The 19,855-nt window shown below is 72.2% G+C and carries 13 protein-coding genes; 8 read left to right on the plus strand and 5 right to left on the minus strand.

The annotated features are described in order from the left end of the window. Window positions 1–25: 25 nt before the first annotated feature. The 4 genes from iolB (at window position 26) to ACFWYM_RS08200 (ending at window position 6,047) form a co-directional block, all read left to right on the plus strand. A complete protein-coding gene (iolB, locus tag ACFWYM_RS08185; protein WP_384831805.1) occupies window positions 26–841 on the plus strand; it encodes a 5-deoxy-glucuronate isomerase in 816 nt (271 codons plus the stop codon). Then, on the plus strand, window positions 838–2,739 hold the full coding sequence (gene iolD / locus ACFWYM_RS08190; RefSeq protein WP_384831808.1) for a 3D-(3,5/4)-trihydroxycyclohexane-1,2-dione acylhydrolase (decyclizing): 1,902 nt from the start codon (window positions 838–840) through the stop codon (window positions 2,737–2,739). The genes iolB and iolD overlap by 4 nt, the downstream gene beginning before the upstream one ends. Window positions 2,740–2,756: 17 nt before the next feature. Then, the gene (gene mmsA / locus ACFWYM_RS08195) at window positions 2,757–4,259 is read left to right on the plus strand and encodes a CoA-acylating methylmalonate-semialdehyde dehydrogenase (protein ID WP_384831810.1); all 1,503 of its coding nucleotides are present in this window, start codon (window positions 2,757–2,759) and stop codon (window positions 4,257–4,259) included. A 369-nt stretch (window positions 4,260–4,628) separates the two neighbouring features. Further along, window positions 4,629–6,047, plus strand: coding sequence for an APC family permease (locus ACFWYM_RS08200; RefSeq protein WP_384831813.1), 1,419 nt, complete (start codon window positions 4,629–4,631; stop codon window positions 6,045–6,047). 20 nt (window positions 6,048–6,067) lie between these two features. On the opposite strand, the gene ACFWYM_RS08205 is transcribed toward ACFWYM_RS08200, so the two are convergent. Then, complete coding sequence (locus tag ACFWYM_RS08205) at window positions 6,068–6,484, minus strand: GNAT family N-acetyltransferase (protein ID WP_384831815.1); 417 nt, start codon at window positions 6,482–6,484, stop codon at window positions 6,068–6,070. A gap of 109 nt (window positions 6,485–6,593) precedes the next feature. On the opposite strand from ACFWYM_RS08205, the gene ACFWYM_RS08210 reads away from it, so the two are divergent. From ACFWYM_RS08210 to ACFWYM_RS08220, 3 genes are all read left to right on the plus strand, one after another. Further along, window positions 6,594–9,344 carry an alpha/beta fold hydrolase gene (locus ACFWYM_RS08210; RefSeq protein ID WP_384831817.1) on the plus strand — a complete coding sequence of 917 codons (2,751 nt, stop codon included), beginning with the start codon at window positions 6,594–6,596 and terminating at the stop codon, window positions 9,342–9,344. Beyond that, the gene (locus tag ACFWYM_RS08215; protein WP_384831820.1) at window positions 9,341–10,225 is read left to right on the plus strand and encodes an ABC transporter permease; all 885 of its coding nucleotides are present in this window, start codon (window positions 9,341–9,343) and stop codon (window positions 10,223–10,225) included. Before ACFWYM_RS08210 ends, ACFWYM_RS08215 begins: the two co-directional genes overlap by 4 nt. Window positions 10,226–10,389: 164 nt before the next feature. Next, on the plus strand, window positions 10,390–12,147 hold the full coding sequence (locus tag ACFWYM_RS08220) for a von Willebrand factor type A domain-containing protein (protein ID WP_384831823.1): 1,758 nt from the start codon (window positions 10,390–10,392) through the stop codon (window positions 12,145–12,147). Here the strand turns inward: ACFWYM_RS08220 and ACFWYM_RS08225 are convergent. The 4 genes from ACFWYM_RS08225 to ACFWYM_RS08240 form a co-directional block, all read right to left on the minus strand. Continuing rightward, a complete protein-coding gene (locus ACFWYM_RS08225; RefSeq protein WP_384831826.1) occupies window positions 12,137–15,319 on the minus strand; it encodes a glycoside hydrolase family 2 TIM barrel-domain containing protein in 3,183 nt (1,060 codons plus the stop codon). The two genes, ACFWYM_RS08220 and ACFWYM_RS08225, sit on opposite strands and share 11 nt — an antisense overlap. 109 nt (window positions 15,320–15,428) lie before the next feature. Continuing rightward, window positions 15,429–17,153, minus strand: coding sequence for a hypothetical protein (locus ACFWYM_RS08230; protein WP_384831829.1), 1,725 nt, complete (start codon window positions 17,151–17,153; stop codon window positions 15,429–15,431). Between the two features lie 120 nt (window positions 17,154–17,273). Next, window positions 17,274–18,485 (minus strand): acyl-CoA dehydrogenase family protein, encoded by a 1,212-nt coding sequence (locus ACFWYM_RS08235; RefSeq protein WP_384831832.1) that lies wholly within the window; start codon window positions 18,483–18,485, stop codon window positions 17,274–17,276. Between the two features lie 13 nt (window positions 18,486–18,498). Further along, window positions 18,499–18,972, minus strand: coding sequence for an SCP2 sterol-binding domain-containing protein (locus ACFWYM_RS08240; RefSeq protein ID WP_384831835.1), 474 nt, complete (start codon window positions 18,970–18,972; stop codon window positions 18,499–18,501). An 89-nt stretch (window positions 18,973–19,061) separates the two neighbouring features. Here ACFWYM_RS08240 and ACFWYM_RS08245 point away from each other — a divergent pair, with 89 nt between their 5' ends. Next, on the plus strand, window positions 19,062–19,724 hold the full coding sequence (locus ACFWYM_RS08245; protein ID WP_384831838.1) for a TetR/AcrR family transcriptional regulator: 663 nt from the start codon (window positions 19,062–19,064) through the stop codon (window positions 19,722–19,724). Window positions 19,725–19,855: the final 131 nt, after the last annotated feature.

A 19,855-nucleotide genomic window follows, 5' to 3' on the forward strand; every position in this document is an offset into this window, starting at 1 on the left:
GACTGCTGTAGCGAGGAGGCGTTCCATGGCGTACGTACCCAGGGGCAGTACGGCCGGGGGTGCCTACGCCCTCGACATCGATCCGAAGCAGACACCGCTCGCTCACTCGGCGTTGCGGATCGTCGAACTGCCGCCCGGCGGCCTGCACTCCTTCGCCACCGGTGAGAGTGAATGGATCGTGCTGCCCCTGGCCGGCGGCTGTACGGTGCACGCCGAAGGCGGGATCATCGAACTACTGGGCCGGGACAGCGTGTTCAGTGGAGTCAGCGACTTCGCCTATGTGCCCCGGGATGCCCATATCCAGATCGCCTCCGGCGCGGGAGGCCGCTTCGCCCTGGCAGGAGCGAAGTGCGAGCGTCGACTCCCCGCCCGCTACGGCTCCGCGCCGGAGGTTCCCGTCGAGGCCCGTGGCAGCGGCAACTGCGCGCGCCAGGTCCGCAACTTCGCGTCCGCCGACGCCTTCGCGTGCGACCGCCTCATCGCCGTCGAGGTCATCACGCCCGGCGGCAACTGGTCCTCGTATCCGCCGCACAAGCACGACGAACACCGCCCGGGCATCGAGTCCGAGCTCGAAGAGATCTACTACTTCGAGGTGGAGCGGACCCGGGACGGGCGCGAAGGGTTCGGGTATCAGCGGGTGTTTCCGTCCCGCGACGGTGGCACCGACGTCCTCGCCGAGGTCCGCACGGGTGACGTCGTGCTCGTGCCCGACGGCTGGCACGGCCCGTCGATCGCCCAGCCCGGCCATGACCTGTACTACCTGAACGTGATGGCGGGCCCCGGCCCCGAGCGGGAGTGGCGGATCTGCTTCCACCCCGATCACACGGAGGCGTACCGATGACCAGCACCGGCTCCACCCAGGCCGCCCCCACCGTCCGGCTCACCACCGCGCAGGCTCTGGTGCGCTTCCTGTCGCGGCAGTTCACCGAGCGGGACGGCGCGCGGCGGCGGCTCATCGGCGGGACCTGGGGGATCTTCGGGCACGGCAACGTGGCGGGGATCGGGCAGGCGCTCGTCGAGTACGGGGACGAGATGCCCTTCCACCAGGGGCGCAACGAACAGGCCATGGTGCATGCCGCCGTGGGGTTCGCGCGGCAGTCGGGGCGGCTCGCGGCGCACGCCGTCACCACGTCGATCGGGCCCGGCGCCACCAACCTCGTGACCGGCGCCGCGCTCGCCACCGTCAACCACCTGCCGGTGCTGCTGCTGCCGGGTGACGTCTTCGCGAGCCGGCCCGCCGACCCGGTGCTCCAGCAGCTCGAAGTCCCGTACGCGGGCGATGTGTCGGTGAACGACTGCCTGCGGCCGGTGTCGAAGTACTTCGACCGGATCACCCGGCCCGAGGCCCTCATCCCGGCCGCGCTGCAGGCGATGCGCGTGCTCACCGACCCCGTCGACACCGGCGCCGTCACCCTCGCCCTGCCGCAGGACGTGCAGGCGGAGGCGTACGACTGGCCGCGCGAGTTCTTCGCCGAGCGGACGTGGAGCGTGCGCCGCCCCGCCCCCGACCCGCGTGAAGTCGAGGCCGCCGCACGGGCGTTGCGGGCGGCCCGGCGGCCCCTGGTCATCGCGGGCGGCGGCGTCCACCACAGCGGCGCCGAGGAGGCGCTGGCGGAGTTCGCCGACGCGACCGGGATCCCGGTCGCCGCCACCCAGGCCGGCAAGGGCTCGCTGCGCTTCGACCACCCCGCGGACGTCGGCGGCATCGGCCACACCGGCACCGCCGCCGCCGACGAACTCGCCCGCACCGCCGACCTGGTGATCGGCGTCGGCACCCGCTACAGCGACTTCACCACCGCCTCGGGCACCCTCTTCGCCGCCCCCGGCGTCCGCTTCCTGAACCTCAACATCGCGCCGTTCGACGGCCACAAGATGGCGGCCCTGACGCTGATCGCCGATGCCCGTACGGGACTTGAGGCCCTGACGGAAGCGGTGCGCGGCCACCGCGTCGAGGACGCCTACGCGGTGGCGTACGGCGGCGACAAGGCGCGCTGGGAGCACCGGGTGGCCGCCGCCTTCGAGGCCGCCGAGATCGACGCCCGGCCCACCCAGGCCCAAGTGCTCGGCGCCCTCGACGAGATCGTCACCGGCGCCGACGTCCTGATCAACGCGGCCGGTTCGCTCCCCGGCGATCTGCACAAGCTGTGGCGGGCCCGCTCGCCCCGGCAGTACCACGTCGAGTACGGCTACTCCTGCATGGGTTACGAGATCCCGGCGGCGATCGGGGTGTGCCTGGCCGAGCCCGGGGGGCCGGTGTGGGCGCTGGTCGGCGACGGGACGTATCTGATGAACCCGACGGAGATCGTCACCGCCGTCCAGGAACGCCTGCCGATCAAGGTCGTCATCCTGCAGAACCACGGATACGCGTCGATCGGCGGGCTCTCGGAGTCCGTGGGCGGCGAGCGGTTCGGCACCGCCTACCGCTACCGGGCGCCCGACGGCACGTACACCGGCGACCCGCTGCCCGTCGACCTCGCCGCCAACGCGGCCTCGCTCGGGATGCGCGTGCTGCGCGCGAGGACCGTCGACGAACTGCGCGGCGCGCTGCGCGAGGCGCGCGCCGCGGACGGCCCCACATGTGTCTACGTGGAGACGGAAACGGCAGACACAGTGTCGGGCCCGCCCCCCGCACAGGCGTGGTGGGATGTGCCCGTGGCCGAGACCGCGACCCGTCAGGCGGCGGTCAAGGCCAGGGAAGAGTACGACCGGCACGTCACCGCCCGACGCCGCCACCTGTGAGAGTAGGGATGCTTGTCATGACGAAGACCGTCCAGCACTGGATCGGCGGGAAGGCTGTCGAGAGCGCTTCGGGCACGTTCGGTCCGGTCACCGACCCGGCGACCGGCGCCGTCACGACGCAGGTCGCCTTCGCGAACGTGGACGAGGTGGACGCCGCCGTCGCCTCCGCCCGTGAGGCTTTCGCGACGTGGGGCACCTCCTCGCTCGCCAAGCGCACCGCGGTCCTCTTCAAGTTCCGTGCCCTGCTCGACGCCAACCGCGACGCGGTCGCCGAGCTGATCACCGCCGAGCACGGCAAGGTGCACTCGGACGCGCTCGGCGAGGTCGCGCGCGGCCTGGAGATCGTCGACCTGGCCTGCGGCATCACGGTGCAGCTGAAGGGCGAGCTGTCGACCGAGGTCGCCTCGCGGGTGGACGTGTCGTCGATCCGCCAGCCGCTGGGCGTCGTCGCGGGCATCACGCCCTTCAACTTCCCGGCCATGGTGCCGATGTGGATGTTCCCGCTGGCCATCGCGTGCGGCAACACCTTCGTGCTGAAGCCGAGCGAGAAGGACCCGTCGGCGTCGATGAAGATCGCCGAGCTGCTCGCCGAGGCCGGACTGCCCGACGGTGTCTTCAACGTCGTGCACGGCGACAAGGTGGCCGTGGACCGGCTGTTGGAGCACCCGGACGTGGCGGCGGTCTCCTTCGTGGGCTCGACGCCGATCGCCCGCTACATCCACACCACCGCCTCGGCAAACGGCAAGCGGGTGCAGGCACTTGGCGGTGCCAAGAACCACATGCTGGTCCTCCCGGACGCCGACCTGGACGCCGCCGCGGATGCCGCGGTCTCGGCCGCGTACGGCTCGGCGGGCGAGCGCTGCATGGCCATCTCGGCCGTGGTCGCGGTCGGTTCGGTCGGTGACGAACTGGTCGCGAAGATCAAGGAGCGCGCCGAGAAGATCAAGATCGGTCCCGGCAACGACCCGTCCTCCGAGATGGGCCCGCTGATCACCGCCGCCCACCGCGACAAGGTCGCCTCGTACGTGACGGGCGCCGCTGCCGAGGGCTGCGAGGTCGTCCTCGACGGCACCGGCTACACCGTGGCGGGCTTCGAGGACGGCCACTGGATCGGCCTCTCGCTGCTCGACCGGGTGCCGGTCACGGCCCAGGCGTACAAGGACGAGATCTTCGGCCCGGTCCTGTGCGTGCTGCGCGTCGACACGTACGAGGAGGGCGTGGCCCTCATGAACGCCTCGCCGTTCGGCAACGGCACCGCGATCTTCACCCGTGACGGCGGCGCCGCCCGCCGCTTCCAGCTGGAGGTCGAGGCGGGCATGGTCGGCGTGAACGTGCCGATCCCGGTGCCCGTGGGCTACCACTCCTTCGGCGGCTGGAAGGACTCCCTCTTCGGGGACCACCACATCTACGGCAACGACGGCACGCACTTCTACACCCGCGGCAAGGTCGTCACCACGCGCTGGCCCGACCCCTCCGACGCCCCGGCGGGCGTGGACCTCGGGTTCCCGCGCAACCACTGAGCGAGGTCGCACGGGCAGCCGCCCGGCGCGACGGGGCCGTCCGGATTCCGGACGGCCCCGCTTCTTTTTTGGGGGAGTGGCTGCGGTTCCCGTGCGCTCCCCGGGCGGAGAGGGCAAATCGGGCGACGTAGGTGTAGTCGGCGAAGTGCCTTCGTTATCAAGGTCAACAGATGGCACCGCTTGGTCATCGCCACCTATGGATGTAAAGCCCTGGGAAAGTATGGCCAGTTGGGGTCGGTGAGCCCGTGGTGGACCCTGCGAAATCCGTAGGGAAACGGCCGTTGACGTTCCGGTTGTGGCGGGGTTCCATAACGCGCCGGGCGCCCCGACGCGCACCTTCTGCCGCACGAGTCGATCGGATACCGCTCCATGACCGACACGCTCCGCCCGCTCCAGTCCCCCGCCGAGGCTCCCGCTGAGGCCCCCGCAGCGCCCGGCCGCCCCCAGCAGCTGAAGCGCTCCATCGGCGTCGTCGGCGGCACCCTGCTCACGCTGTCCTGCGTGACGCCCGCCTCCACGCTCTTCGTGGTCGTCCCCGACCTCTTCTCCTCGCTCGGCACCGCCACCGCCCTCACCATCGCGATCGGCTCGCTCCTGTGCATAGCCGTCGCCTTCTGTTACGCGGAGCTGGGCACCCTCATCCCCAGCGCGGGCGGCGAGTACGCGATGGTCTCCACGATGGCGGGCCGCCTCGCGGGCTGGCTGGTCTTCGTGCTCTCGCTCCTGGTCGTGATGATCGTCCCGCCGGTGATCGCCATGGGCACGGCGGACTACCTGGCGCCCCTCGTCCACCTCGACCCCTCGGTGGCGGGCGCGGGCGTGATGCTCCTCGCCACCCTCGCGGGCCTGCTCGACCTGCGGGCCAACGCGTGGATCACCGGCGTCTTCCTGGTCCTCGAAGTGATCGCCGCGGCCGTCGTGGCCGTCCTCGGCTTCACGCACACCGAGCGCGGCGCGGGCTCGCTCGTGTCGATGGAGGTCGCGGGCGCGCACGGGCACACCGACACCGTGACCGCCATGCTGATCGTCTCGGGCCTCGCCATCGCGCTGTTCGTGACCCAGGGCTTCTCCACCGCCGTCTACCTCTCCGAGGAGCTGGAGAACCCGCGGAAGTCCGTGGCCCGCACGGTCCTCGCCACCCTCGCCATCTCCTCCGTGATCATCCTGGTCCCGGTCGTCGCGATCACCCTCGGCGCCCGGGACCTCACGGCGCTCACCTCGGGCGACATCAGCGGCATGGTCGAGGCGTGGAGCAGCTCGGCGGTCGGCACCTTCGTCAGCCTCTGCGTCGCCCTCGCGATCATCAACGCGGGCATCGTCATGGTGATCCAGAACTCCCGCGTCCTGTTCGCCTCGGCCCGCGACAAGGCGTGGCCCGAGCCGGTCAACCACGCCCTCAGCAGGCTCGGCCGGTTCGGCTCCCCCTGGGTCGCCACCCTCGTGGTGGGCGTGCCGGGCGCGGCCCTCTGCTTCGTCAGCCTCGACACCCTGTACGGCGTGACGGGCGTCTCCGTCACCGGCATGTACCTGCTGGTCGCGGTCGCCGCGCTGCTCGCCCGCCGGGGCGGCCACCGCGACGTGCCCGCCTGGCGGATGCCGCTGTGGCCCGCGCTCCCGGTGCTGCTCATCGCGGTGCTCGGCTACATCCTCAGCCGGCAGGAGCTGTCGTACCTGGCGTGGACGGGCGGGATCGTGGCGGTGGCGACGGTGTACTGGGCGGGGTACCTGCGCCCGCGCGCGGACACGCGGTGGCTGGTGACCCTGCCGGAGGACGAGCGGATCGGCTAGCGCCTCATCCGACGGGGGCTCTACCGCAGGTCCCAGTTCAGCATCGCGAAGCGGCCCTCGTCCTTGGCCCCCGCACTCCGGTACGTGGCGAGGGCCGCCTCGTTGCCGGTGTCGACGCCCACCCACATCCCGTAGCACCCCAACTCCCGTGCCAGCGCCGCCAGGGCCTCGACGAGGGCGCGGCCCACGCCATGGCGCCGGTGCGTCTCGGCGACCCCGAGCTCGTACAGGAACATCTCCGTGCCCTTGTCGGGGTGGATCGTCTCGACGCCGCTGACGAAGCCGACGGGAATGTCTGACTCCTCCCTGTATGCAAGGAAAAGGTGGTGCCCCGGGGCGGCCAGGAACCGCTCCGCCCACTCGGGGCGGGTGGGGCCGTCGAAGAGGGGCCCGGCGGCGAGGAGTTGGGCGGGTGTGGTCGCGGGTGAGATGCGCATGCGTACCACGTTGGTGGTATGCGGGGGCCGGAGTCTACTTCCCCGGGAGGTACGCGGGTTCCGACCGTCGGCTGCCGCGGTTGTCGGTGGGCGACCGTACCGTTGACGCATGGATCTCCGATTGCCCAGGCCCAGGCTGTCCGCGCTGCGCGGCCCTCGCCGCTGGATCGCCGCCGCGGCCGCCGTGGCGGTGCTCGCGGGCGCGGGCACCTGGACGGCGGTCGCGTCCGACGACGAGCCCGCCGTGCACCGCGCCGACCGGATGATGACGACGGACGGCGCGCGGATCGACACGTCGTACTTCACCGCGGGCGACCCCGCCGCCAAGCGCCCCGCCGTCCTCGTCGGCCACGGCTTCGGCGGCAGCAAGGCAGAGACCCGCGCCCAGGCCGAGCAGCTCGCCCGCGACGGGTACGCGGTCCTGACCTGGTCCGCGCGCGGCTTCGGCAAGTCCACCGGAAAGATCGGGCTGAACGACCCCAAGGCCGAGGTGGCCGACGTCTCCCGGCTCATCGACTGGCTGGCGAAGCGCCCCGAGGTCCGCCTCGACAAGGCGGGCGACCCGCGCGTGGGCGTCACCGGCGCTTCGTACGGTGGGGCGATCTCCCTGCTCGCCGCCGGGTACGACCAGCGGGTCGACGCCATCGCCCCGAAGATCACGTACTGGAACCTGGCGGACGCGCTGCTGCCGAACGGCGTCTTCAAGAAGCTGTGGGCCGGGATCTTCATCAACTCCGGGGGCGGCTGCGACAAGTTCGAGGCCGGCCTGTGCGCCATGTACGACCGGGTGGCGGCCGCCGGGAAGCCGGACGCGCAGGCGCGCGAGCTGCTCGCCGAGCGCAGCCCCGCCGCCGTCGCCGACCGCATCAAGGTCCCCGCGCTGATCATGCAGGGCCAGTCGGACTCGCTCTTCCCGCTCGGCCAGGCCGACGCGATGGAGAAGGCGATCCGCGCCAACCACGCGCCCGTGAAGGTCGACTGGCTCGCGGGCGGCCATGACGGCGGCGACCCCGAGACGGGCCGGCTCGACTCCCGGGTGACCTCCTGGTTCGACCGCTATCTGAAGGACGACAAGGGCGCCGACACCGGCCCCGCGTTCCGGGTCACCCGCACCGGAGGCATCGACTCCACCGATGGCGCCGCCCAGTTGAGGGGCGCGAGCGGGGACAGCTACCCCGGCCTGGAGAGCGGGCGGCGGTCCGTGGAGCTGAGCGGGCGCGAGCAGAGCGTCACCAATCCGGCGGGCGGCTCCCCGCCCGCGATCTCCGGCGTGCCCGGCCTCGGCGGCGGGGGCGGTGGCGGTGGTGGCGAGGACGACGACTCGGGCGCCGCCGGTGGCGGTGGCGGCGGTGGCGGCGCCGGGGGCGGTCTCTCCCAGCTGTCCGCCCTCGGCATCGGCGTCTCCCTCGACTTCCCCGGCCAGTACGCCCGGTTCGACTCACGCCCGCTCGGCGCGAACCTCCGCGTCACCGGCACCCCGACCGTCAAGGTCCATGTGAAGTCGTCCACCGATGACGCGGTGCTCTTCGGGAAGGTCTACGACGTCGGCCCGGACGGCCGCCAGCAGGTCCTGCCCGCCCAGCTCGTCGCCCCCGTGCGGGTGCCGGACGCGAAGGGCGGCAAGGACGTCGAGCTGACCCTCCCCGCCATCGACCACGAGGTGCAGAAGGGCCACCGCCTGCGCCTCGCCCTCTCCTCCACCGACCTCGGCTACGCCTCCCCGGCCGAGCCCGCCACCTACCAGGTCTCCCTGAAGGGCGACTTGACGGTGCCGACGGCACCCGGCGTGAAGACCGCCGCCGCCCCGCTGCCCTCCTGGGTGTGGTGGCTGCCCATCACCGGAGCCGTCCTCGCCCTGGCCCTCCTGGTCACCGCGCGCCGCCGCACCACGGCCCCCGCCCCCGACCCGGACCTCGCCGACGTCCCGCTCCAGATCACGGACCTGACCAAGAGGTACGCGAAGTCGACGGACCGGTACGCGGTCAAGGGCGTCTCCTTCCGCGTCGAGAAGGGCCAGGTCCTCGGCCTGCTCGGGCCGAACGGCGCGGGCAAGACGACGACGCTGCGCATGCTCATGGGCCTGATCCGCCCGGACGAGGGCGAGATCCGCGTCTTCGGGCACGCCATCAGGCCGGGCGCCCCGGTGCTCTCCCGCGTCGGCGCGTTCGTCGAAGGAGCGGGCTTCCTGCCCCACCTGTCCGGCCGGGAGAACCTGTCGCTGTACTGGAAGGCCACCGGACGGCCCGCCGAGGACGCCCACCTGGACGAGGCCCTGGAGATCGCCGGTCTCGGCGACGCCCTGGCCCGCGCGGTGCGGACGTACTCGCAGGGCATGCGCCAGCGCCTCGCCATCGCCCAGGCCATGCTGGGCCTGCCGGACCTGCTGATCCTGGACGAGCCGACCAACGGCCTCGACCCGCCCCAGATCCGCGAGATGCGCGAGGTGATGATCCGCTACGCGCGCGGCGGCCGCACCGTCATCGTCTCCAGCCACCTCCTGGCCGAGGTCGAGCAGTCCTGCACCCACCTCGTGGTGATGGACCGAGGCCGCCTCGTCCAGGCGGGCCCGGTCGCCGAGATCGTCGGCTCCGGGGACACGCTCCTGGTGGGCCTCGCCGCCGACGTCCCGGACGCCCTGGTGGAGAAGGTCGGCGCCCTGCCGGGCGTGGCCTCGGCGGTGCGCGCGGAGAGCGGGCTCCTGGTCCGGCTCGACGCCACCGGGACCGATGGGGCCGGCGGGACGGCAGGCGCCGCAAAGCTGCTGCCGGAACTCGTACGCCTGGACATCCCCGTCGCGTCCATGGGCCCCCACCGGCGCCTCGAGGACGCGTTCCTGACCCTGATCGGAGGCTCCGCATGAGTGCGGCGAAGAGCGCGGCGACCCCGCCCTGGGCGGCTCGCGCCACCGCGCCCGGCTACCGGGCGGGACGGACCCTGCCGCTGCGGGTCGAGGCGGTACGGCAGTTGAAGCGGCGCCGCACGCTGCTGATGTTCGGCGTCCTCGCGCTGCTGCCCTTCGTGCTCGTCGCGGCGTTCGCCATCGGCGGCTCGCCGGGCGCGCGCAACGGCGCGGTGACGCTGATGGACACGGCCACCGCGTCCGGCGCGAACTTCGCGGCGGTGTGCCTGTTCGTGTCCGCCGGCTTCCTCCTCGTCATCCCCGTCGCCCTGTTCTGCGGGGACACCGTCGCCTCCGAGGCGAGCTGGTCGTCGCTGCGCTATCTGCTCGCCGCGCCCGTGCCACGGGCCCGCCTCCTGTGGTCCAAGCTCACCGTCGCGCTCGGCCTCAGCGCCGCCGCGATGCTGCTGCTGCCGCTGGTCGCCCTCGTGGTCGGCACGGTGGCCTACGGGTGGGGGCCGCTGGAGATCCCCACCGGAGGCACCCTCTCGGCGGGCACGGCGGGGCAGCGGCTGCTCATCGTCGTCGCGTACGTCTTCGTGTCCCAACTCGTCACCGCCGCCCTCGCGTTCTGGCTGTCGACGAAGACCGACGCCCCGCTCGGCGCGGTCGGCGGCGCGGTCGGCCTGACGATCGTGGGCAACGTCCTGGACGCGGTGACGGCGCTCGGCGACTGGCGCGACTTCCTGCCCGCGCACTGGCAGTTCGCCTGGGCCGACGCGATCCAGCCCCGCCCTGAGTGGGGCGGCATGATCCAGGGCGCGGCCGTCTCGGTCACGTACGCGCTGGTGCTCTTCGCGCTCGCGTTCCGGGGGTTCGCCAGGAAGGACGTGGTGTCCTGACCCTCCCGGCCCGGGATCTCCGGGTCTCCGGTACGTCTCCTACCGGTCACGGAGGCTCTACGCCGTGGCCGCATCGAGACATTTCCGCAACGCCCCGGAGCGATCGTCCGGGCCGCCTCCCGCGTCACAGTCACGAATGTCGACGACGACCAGAGGGGGCCGCGATGCGGATCCGGGCGATACGGGGCGGGGCGATACGGCGAGGGCTCGTCCCGCTCGCCCTGGCGGGCGGCTTGCTGCTCACCGGGTGCAGCGGGGGCGACAACGGGGGCAAGGAGAAGGCCGACAGCGCGACCGGCCACAGCGGCGGCGCCCACGACGGCGCACCCCTGCCCGCCCCCGCGCACCCCTCCGCCGGAACCGGAACGGGAGGCGACGCGGCCACCCCGGAGGACCAACAGGGCGACGGGAAGCGCGAGGTGACGCCCGCCCCCGACTACCTCTCCACCTTCGCCCTCGACGTCGACACCGCCTCGTACGGCTACGCCCGCCGCACCCTCGCCGACGGCCGCCTGCCCGACCCGGCGACGGTCCGCCCCGAGGAGTTCGTCAACAGCTTCCGCCAGGACTATCCGCGCCCGGACGGCGACGGCTTCTCGGTGACGGTGGACGGCGCCCGCGCCGGTACGGGCACCGACACCCGCGAGGACGGCGGCGACTGGTCCCTCCTCCGCGTCGGCCTCGCCACCAGCCCCGACACCTCGGACGCCCAACGCCCGCCCGTCTCCCGCCACCGCCCTTCCAAGGAAGTCGCGTCGCTCCCCGGTCGTATGCCCGCCGCCCTCACCTTCGTCATCGACATCTCCGGCTCCATGTCCGAGCCCGGCCGCCTCGACCTCGTCAAGCGCTCCCTCGACACCATGACGGACCAGCTGCGCCCCGACGACTCGGTGGCCCTCGTGACCTTCAGCGACGAGGCCGAGACGGTCCTGCCCATGACCCGGCTCGGCGGACGGCGCGTGCACGCGGAGGGAGCCGGATCGGAGGACGGCTACCGGCTCAAGGGCGCCCCGGCCGACCGCTCCTACGCCAAGGACAGCAACCGCGCCCGCGTCCACGAGGCCATCGACACCCTCGAACCCACCGACTCCACCAACCTCGAAGCGGGCGTCACCACCGGCTACGGGACCGCCACCCGCGGCCTGCGCGAAGGCGCCACCAACCGCGTCGTCCTCCTCTCCGACGCCCTCGCCAACACCGGCGAGACCCGCGCCGACGCCATCCTCGACCGCATCGCCGACGCCCGCCGCACCCACGGCATCACCCTCTTCGGCGTCGGCGTCGGCAGCGACTACGGCGACGCCCTGATGGAGCGCCTCGCCGACAAGGGCGACGGCCACACCGCGTATGTCTCCAGCGACGAGGACGCCCGCAAGGTGTTCTGCGAGCAGCTCCCCGCCCATCTCGAGCTGCGCGCCCGCGACGCGAAGGCGCAGGTCGCCTTCGACCCGCAGGCCGTCGTCAACTTCCGCCTCATCGGCTTTGACAACCGGCAGGTCGCCGACGACGACTTCCGCGACGACACCGTGGACGGCGGCGAGGTCGGCCCGGGCCACACGGTGACGGCGCTGTACGCGGTCCGCCTCCGGCCCGGCGCGAGCGGCCGTCTCGCGACGGCGAGCGTCCGCTGGCTCGACCCCGACAGCCGCGCCCCGCACGAGGAGTCGCGGTCGATCGAGGCGGACGCGGTGCGCCACGGCGTGTGGGACGGCTCGACCCCGCGCGGCCTGCGCGTCGCCGCGACCGCCGCCTACTTCGCGGACGCCCTGCGCTCCGGCGACTCCCGCTGGAGCGGCCTGCCGGGCGGCCTGCCGCTCGGTGAACTGGCGTCCCGTGCCCGCGAGTTGGCGGACGGCTCCGACGGCGGAGACGTACGCCACCTCGCGGACGCGATCGAGCAGGCGGACCGCCTCAAGGGGTGAGCCTCCCGGCCGGGCCCACCCGGTACGCGTACGTGTACGTCCTGCCCGCGTGCAGCAGGTACTTCTCCAGCGGCGGCGCGCCCCAGGAGTCGTTGCCGCCGACGCCCATCTGCCGGTGGTTGACCCCGAGGACCGTCTCCTTGCGCCGCTTCACCTCGTACGGGTGCTTCGGCCCGTCCAGGTCGGACGGGGAGTGGTGCAGGGCGCTCGTCTCCAGGAGCTCCTCGCCTTCGGCGGGGTCGGCGGTGACCACGAGACCGGTGCCCGAGCGGTCGGTGAGGGCGATCCGCCGTACGTCCGTCATGTTGCCGGTCTGCTGGGGGCGGACGTACGGCGCGACCTGCTCATCCACTGTCGAGCGGTAACGGCCCACGAACGCGGCCGACTTGCGGTCCTGGTAGTTCTCGTGCGGCCCGCGCCCGTACCAGTCGAGCCGGTCGAACCCCTCCGGCACGGTCAGCAGGGCGCCCACCATCGGGATGTCGGGCAGACCGGCCGCCGCCTTCAGGGTGTGGCGGACGCGCAGCTCGCCGTCGCCGCGCACCGTGAACACGGTCGTCCACACCGACGGCGCGGGCGCGGTGGGCAGCGTCGCGGTCACCTCGACGGTGACCTCGCCGGGGGAGGGCTGCGCCGCCTTCGTCCCCTCGACCTTCGCCCTGGCTCCCGCCTCCTTCCATGTGGCGGCCTCCTCCTGGTACTTGCGGCCGATGTCGTTGTCCGTGGGGCCGCGCCAGAAGTTCGGCACGGGCCCGCCCGCGAGCAGCACCTGCCCCTTGACCTTGTACGAGGTGAGGGTGCCGGCCGCCTTCGAGAGCACCACCTCCACATCGCGCCCGCTCACCGTGAACTCCCGGTCCGTCTCCATGAGTTCGAGCGGGGGCAGGGTGCCGGGGGAGGGGTCGGCCGGGGCGGGAGTGTGCCAGTCGAGGGCGAGCTGTTCGGTGGCGACGGTGTGCCCGGCCCCGGCCCAGCGCGTCCCCTCGCGCAGGGTGAAGGACACGTTCAGCCAGTACTCGGCGCCGGGCTCGGGTGCGGCGGGCTTCCGGTAGGGGATCCGGACGGTGCCCGTCGCACCGGGCGCCACGTCGGGGGCGCGCAGCGCACCGTGCTGGACGGCCTCCCCGTCACGGGTCACGTTCCAGCGCAGCTCGTACGCGTCCAGGGCGCTGAACAGCTGCTTGTTGCGGACCGTCACGGCGCCCACGCCGAGGTCGCCCGCCGCGACCGCCACCGGCTGGTAGACCTTCTTGATCTCCATCAGGCCGGGGTGGGGTGAACGGGTCGACGCCACCAGGCCGTTGCAGCTGAAGTTGCCGTCGGTCGGGTAGCCGGGGTGCCAGTCGCCGCCGTACGACAGGTAGGTGTGCTTCTTGTCGCCGGGGATCGGGCGGCGGATGTTCTGGTCGACCCAGTCCCAGACGAAGCCACCGTGCAGGTTCGGGTACTTCTCGAAGATCTCCCAGTACTCGGGGAGGTTGCCGTTGCTGTTGCCCATGGCGTGCGTGTACTCGCACAGCATGAAGGGGGTGGTGTTCCCGGACGCCCCGTACTTCTCGACGTCGGCGGGCGTGGTGTACATCTCGCTGTGCACGTCGGCGACGGAGTTCATGCCCTCGTAGTGCACGGGCCGCGAGGTGTCGCGGGCGCGCACCCAGGCGGCCATGGCCTTGAAGGTGTCGCCCTGCCCGGCCTCGTTGCCGAGCGACCAGGCGACCACGCACGCGTGGTTCTTGTCCCGCTCCACGAGGGAGCGGACGCGGTCCACGCAGGCGTCGGTCCAGTCGGGCAGCGAGCCGGGCAGGCGGTCGCGCACCCCGTGGGTCTCCAGGTTGGTCTCGTCGATGACGTACAGGCCGTACTCGTCGCAGAGTTCGAGCATGCGCGGGTGGTTCGGGTAGTGCGAGGTGCGCAGCGCGTTGATGTTGTGCCGCTTCATCAGGCGGACGTCGTCCTCCATGACGGACTCCGGGACGGCCTGCCCGAAGTCGGGGTGCGACTCGTGCCGGTTGGTGCCGTGGAACATGATGTGTTCGCCGTTGACAGTCCACTTGCCGGGCCCGAACTCGACCTTGCGGAAGCCGACCCGGGCGCGCTGGATGTCGGTCCTGCGGCCCTTCGGGTCGAGGAGCGTGAGGACGAGGGTGTAGAGGTTCGGGCTCTCGGCGGACCACAGGGCGGGCGCCCGCACGTCCGCCTCCAGCACGAGCTCCTTGTCGAACTCGGCCTGCCCGCGCAGGGGTTGACCGAGGACGGGCCGCCCCGTGCCGTCGTAGAGCATGGCCTCGACACGGTGCCGCCCCGGATCGCCGCCGCCCCTGTTGCGTACGACGGTCGTGACGGACAGCGTCGCGTCGCGGTAGGCCGCGTCCAGGTCGGTCCGCACGAAGAGGTCCTGCACATGCACGGCGGGGATCGCGTACAGGTACACGTCCCGGAAGATCCCGGACAGGTCGATCATGTCCTGGTCCTCCAGCCAGCTGCCGTCGGACCAGCGGTAGACCTCCACGGCAAGGGAGTTGGTGCCGGGCTTCAGGTGCGCGGTGATGTCGAACTCGGCCGGGGTGTAGCTGTCCTCGCTGTAGCCGGCCTTCTTGCCGTTGACCCACACGAAGAACGCGGACTTCACGCCCTGGAAGGAGAGGAGGGTGCGGCGGCCGTCCCAGTCGTCGGGGACGGTGAAGGTGCGCCGGTAGGAGCCGACCGGGTTGAACTCGTGCGGGACGTCCGGGAAGTCCGGCTTCTCGTAACCCTCCCACGGGTAGCGGATGTTGAGGTAGATCGGCTCCGGGTAGCCCTCGATCTCCCAGTTGGAGGGCACGGTGATGCGGCCCCAGCCGCTCACGTCGTAGCTCGGCGCCTCGAAGCCGACCGGGCGCTCGTCGGGGTTCTTGGACCAGTGGAAGCGCCAACTGCCGTTGAGGGAGCGGTGGTAGGGGGACTCGGTGAGCCTGCCGCGCAGGGCCGCGGAGGTGCTCGCGTACGGGACGAGTCTGGTTCTCGCCGGCTCTCTGCCGACCTGGAAGACGCGGGGGTTCGCGTCCCACTCGGTGCCGCCACCGCCCGGTGCATCCCGGGCGAACGCCTGCTTCTGCGCGGCGAACGCGGCCCACCCGACGAGGGCGGTACCGGTGACGAGGAACGAACGGCGGCTCGGTCGATGTGCGCTCATGCGGTGACTCCCCACGCAAGGCAACAAGAACCCTCAGCCTCAGACAGATTCACGCACCACACAAGTCCTGTGCAGGACAAGGGCGTTGGAATCTGCTCCGGGATGTTGTTCAGTTCGACGGGCCGCACAGTTCCCGCTCCGCCCGCACCGGGTCGGCGGGGAAGCGGAACGTCGTCCGCTCCCAGGCCCCGCTGAGGTTGCGCCAGAACCGCCCCGCCGTCATCGGCTCCCGCGTCGCCGCCCGCAGCTCGGCGAGGGGGCCGCAGCGCAGGGCCCGGCGGGCGGCGTCGACGCGGGCCCGGTCGTAGCCGGGCGGCAGTGCGTCGGTGCCCCGGTCGGCGACGACCCACTCGTTGGGGAGCTGCTTGTCGTGGCCCACGCGGCCGTGGGCGAGGCGCTCGGAGTGGGCGGCCAGGGGGTAGGCGAGCCCGATCGGGTCGAGGGCGGCGCCGGTGAGGGGGATGACGGTGCCGCTGTAGCCGAGGGTGTTGTAAATGCCGGTCACAGAAGGGGAGTTGGCCGCCGTCGGGGTCCAGGCGAGCAGCAGCGTCGGCTTGCCCGAGTGTTCCGCCGCGCGCACCAGCTGCCCGAAGTGCGCGTTGCCGGGCTTGCCCGCGAAGGTGTGGTGCACGGGGTGGGCGGCCGCGTTCTGCTGGACGTACACGCCCCGCTCGTCCGCGATCCCGTGCGGCCCGATCCGCCCCTCGTACGGAAGGCGCAGCCACCCCGCACACCCCACGGCCCACACCCCGACCCCGACCGCCGCGATCGCCCACGCGCGCGTGACGGGCACCAGGAACACGGGCAGCAGCATCAGGAAGAGGCCGGGCAGGAACATCCGGGCGTGCATGAAGTCGCCGCCCACCTTGATGACGTACACCCAGCACAGCGCCCCCGCGACGACGGGCGCGAGCGCGGGCACCAGGGGCGGCGCCTCGGTGCGGGCGCGCCCGGCGGGCAGCGCGGCGGCCGCCACGAACAGCAGCGGCAGCCACAGCAGATAGGGCCCGGCGAAGTCACCGAGATAGGTGAACCCGCGCCCCCACAGGCTCTGTGACGCCTCCTTGGTGACGCCGGGCAGCGGCATCAGCTGCCCGTAGTACCCGAGCCGGAAGACCTCGTACGCGACCGGAAGCGCGAGCGCCGCCCCGAGCCCGCCGAGCGCCGCCCGCCGCGAGGGCCGCACCATGAGCCACTGCGCCCCCAGGAACACCACCGACACCAGCGCCAGGTCCGGCCGTACGAGCGGTCCGAGGCCGAGCACGACGGAGGTGGTCAGGGCGGTGGGCCGGGCGACGAGGAGCAGCCAGGCGGCGGCGAGCCAGCAGGTGGCGAGGCCCGTCTCCAGGCCGGAGGTGGCGAAGTCCCAGACGGGCGGCAGGGCGAGGAGGACCAGCGCGCCGACGGGGACGAGGGCCCGGTCCCCTCCGCGCAGGCGCACCGCGCCGAGCCCGGCGAGCGCGAATCCGGCCACCGTGCACAGCAGCCCCCCGTACATCGCGATGACGGCCAGGTCGCCGCCGGGCAGCCCCGCGAGCACGAGCAGCCACTGCCACAGCGTGCCGGTGGAGGACTCGGCGCGCTCGCCCGCGTTGAAGACGGGCCCGTTGCCCGCGAGGATCTGCCGCACGGTCCTGAGGTAGATGTGCCCGTCGTCGGACATCCACCGCCGCTGGAACCCGGCGCAGCCGATCACGAGCGCGGGCAGCAGCCACACCGCGGGCCGCAACCGGGGCCACCGGCGCGCGCGTCGGTCGTCCGGCCGCCCGGGGGAGAGGCCGAGGAGCCCGGTGCCGCCGCCGGACTCTCGTACAGGAGTGTGCGTAGACGTCATGCTCCCCTCATCGGCGCAGGTCAGCACCTGCTTGAACGGCTGCCAGCAGAGAGGGGCCCCTGGGAGCGGCGTGGGTGTGGTTGGGCTCCCAGGGGCGTATCGGTGTCCCCCGAAGCGGGACTAGCGGATCTGGCGGCCCGAGATCGCCCGCGCGATCACCAGGCGCTGGATCTCGCTCGTCCCCTCGAAGATCGTGTAGATCTTCGCGTCCCGGTACATGCGCTCGACGGGGTGTTCCCGGCTGTACCCCGCGCCGCCGAGCACCTGCACGGCCTTCTCCGTTGCCGTGACGGCGAGTTCACCGGCGCGGAGCTTCGACATCGAGCCCTGCCCGGCGTCGAAGGTCTTGTCGTTCCGGGCCATCCAGGCGGCCTGCCAGATCAGCAGGCGCACCGCCTCGATCTCGGTGCGCAGGTCCGCGAGGGCGAACGCGATCGACTGGTTCTCGATGATCGGACGCCCGAAAGCCTCCCGGTCCCCGGCGTAGTCCAGCGCGTACTCGTACGCGGCCCGGGCGATGCCGAGCGCCTGCGCGCCGACCGTGGGGCGGCTCACCTCGAACGTGGCCATCGCGGCCTGTCCCTTGGCCCGGCCGCCCTCGCGGGCCCGGGCGAGGCGGGCGTCGAGCTTCTCCTTGCCGCCGAGCAGGCAGGCGCCGGGTACCCGTACGTCATCGAGGAAAACATCAGCCGTGTGCGAGGCGCGCAGCCCCAACTTCCGTATCTTCTTGGCCCCTTCGAGGCCGGGGGTGCCCGGCGGCACGATGAAGGCGGCCTGCCCGCGCGCCCCGAGCCCGGGCTCCACGGAGGCGACGACCACATGGACGTTCGCGATCCCGCCGTTGGTGATCCACGCCTTCTGCCCGCTGATCACCCACTCGTCCTTCGCCTCGTCGTAGCGGGCGGTGGTGCGCATCGCGGAGACGTCCGAGCCCGCCTGCGGCTCCGATACGCAGAAGGCCGCGACCTTCGGCTCCGACTCGTCCCCGAAGCACTGCGGCACCCACTCCGCGAGCTGGTCGGGGGTGCCGGACGAGAAGATCCCGGCGACCGCGAGGGAGGTGCCGAACAGGGCCATGCCGATGCCGGCGTCACCCCAGAAGAGCTCCTCGTTCGCGATCTGCAGCGAGAGGCCGCTCGGGTCGCCGAACAGGTCGGCCAGCGACTCGAAGCCGTACAGGCCGATCTTCGCGGCCTCCTGGATGACGGGCCACGGAGTCTCCTCCCGCTCGTCCCACTCGGCGGCGGCCGGGCGCACCACGCCCTTGGCGAAGCCGTGCACCCAGTCCCGCAAGTCCCGCTGTTCCTCGGTCAGTTCGAGGGAGAACGCCATGGTCGCGGGCCCCTCACGCCTTCGGGATGTCGAAGTAGCGCGTGAGCCCCGAGGCGAGGGCGACGTCGCCCGCGACCTTGAGCTTGCGCATCATGAACATCGTGACGGGGTTGGCGTTGCCGGAGACCAGCTTGAGGAACTCCGCGTCGCCGAGGACGAGGGTCACGCGCGGGTCGGCGTTCGAGCGGCCCTCGCGGACCGTGCAGGTGCCGTCCGCGATCTCCGTCTCGTAGACGGCCTCCGGGTTGTCGCCGGAGCCGGTGATCTTCCAGCGGATCAGCGCCTTGAGGGAGCCCGCGGCGTCCGGCTTGAACTGCCGCCCCATGCGCCCGAAGACCTCCTGAAGGACGCGGGCCCGCAGCGCGCCGTCCTGTGCGATCTCGCCGATCTCCTTGTGGGACAGGCCCTTCACGATCTTCGCGAACTCCTCGGGGGTCACGCTCGCGAAGTCGAGGCCGGCCAGTCCGTCCGCGGTGCCGTCCGCCACGGCAATCTCCTTACTCTTTAGTAAGATTACTATTGGGTAAGGTAGCGAGGGATGGAGAGCTTGGCAACGGGTTCGGGGAGGATGCGACGGTGACCAACTCCCAGGAGCGCCCCCGGCGCAAGCGACGAGTCCCCCGCCAGGAGCGCGAGCAGCAGATCATCGACGTCGCCGTGCAGGTCTTCGCCAAGCGCGGCTACCACGCCGCGTCCGTCGACGAGATCGCCGAACTCGCGGGCATCTCCAAGCCGATGGTCTACCTCTACCTGGACTCCAAGGAGGGTCTCTTCCTCGCCTGCATCCGGCGCGAGGCGGACCGCCTGGTCGCCGCGTTCCAGGGCGCCGCCCAGGCCGGCGGCGCCGCCCCCGAGCTGCGCCTGCACGCCGGGCTCTCCGCCTTCTTCGCCTTCGTCGCCGAGCACCGCGACAGCTGGGTCGTGCTGCACCGCCAGGCGTCCGAGCTCAGCGAGACCATCGCGGCCACGGTCGCCGAGGCCCGCCGCGCGGTCATGGCGGAGGTTGCGGGCCTCGTCTGGGCGGGCATCACGGAGAGCGGCGGCGGCTCGCAACTCGACGACGAGGACGCCGACTTCGTGGCCCATGCGCTGGTCGGCGCGGCGGACTCGCTGACCGACTGGATGAGCCGCCACCCGGACCAGTCGCCGGAGGGGGTCACGCTGCGGCTGATGAACATGGTGTGGGTGGGGATGGGGCGGGTCCTGGAGGGCGAGGTCTGGGTCCCGGCCACTCCCTGATGGTCGCGCCCTGGCGGTCGCGCCCCCAACTTGTTGCCGTCGGACCCATTGAATTTTCCTTACGCGTCGGTAAGTTGACCTCCCAGTAAGTACTGCATCGCGCACCGCACCACCTCTGCACGACCTCTTGC

It is taken from the genome of Streptomyces sp. NPDC059009 (genome assembly GCF_042740175.1).
Taxonomy (GTDB): Bacteria; Actinomycetota; Actinomycetes; order Streptomycetales; family Streptomycetaceae; genus Streptomyces.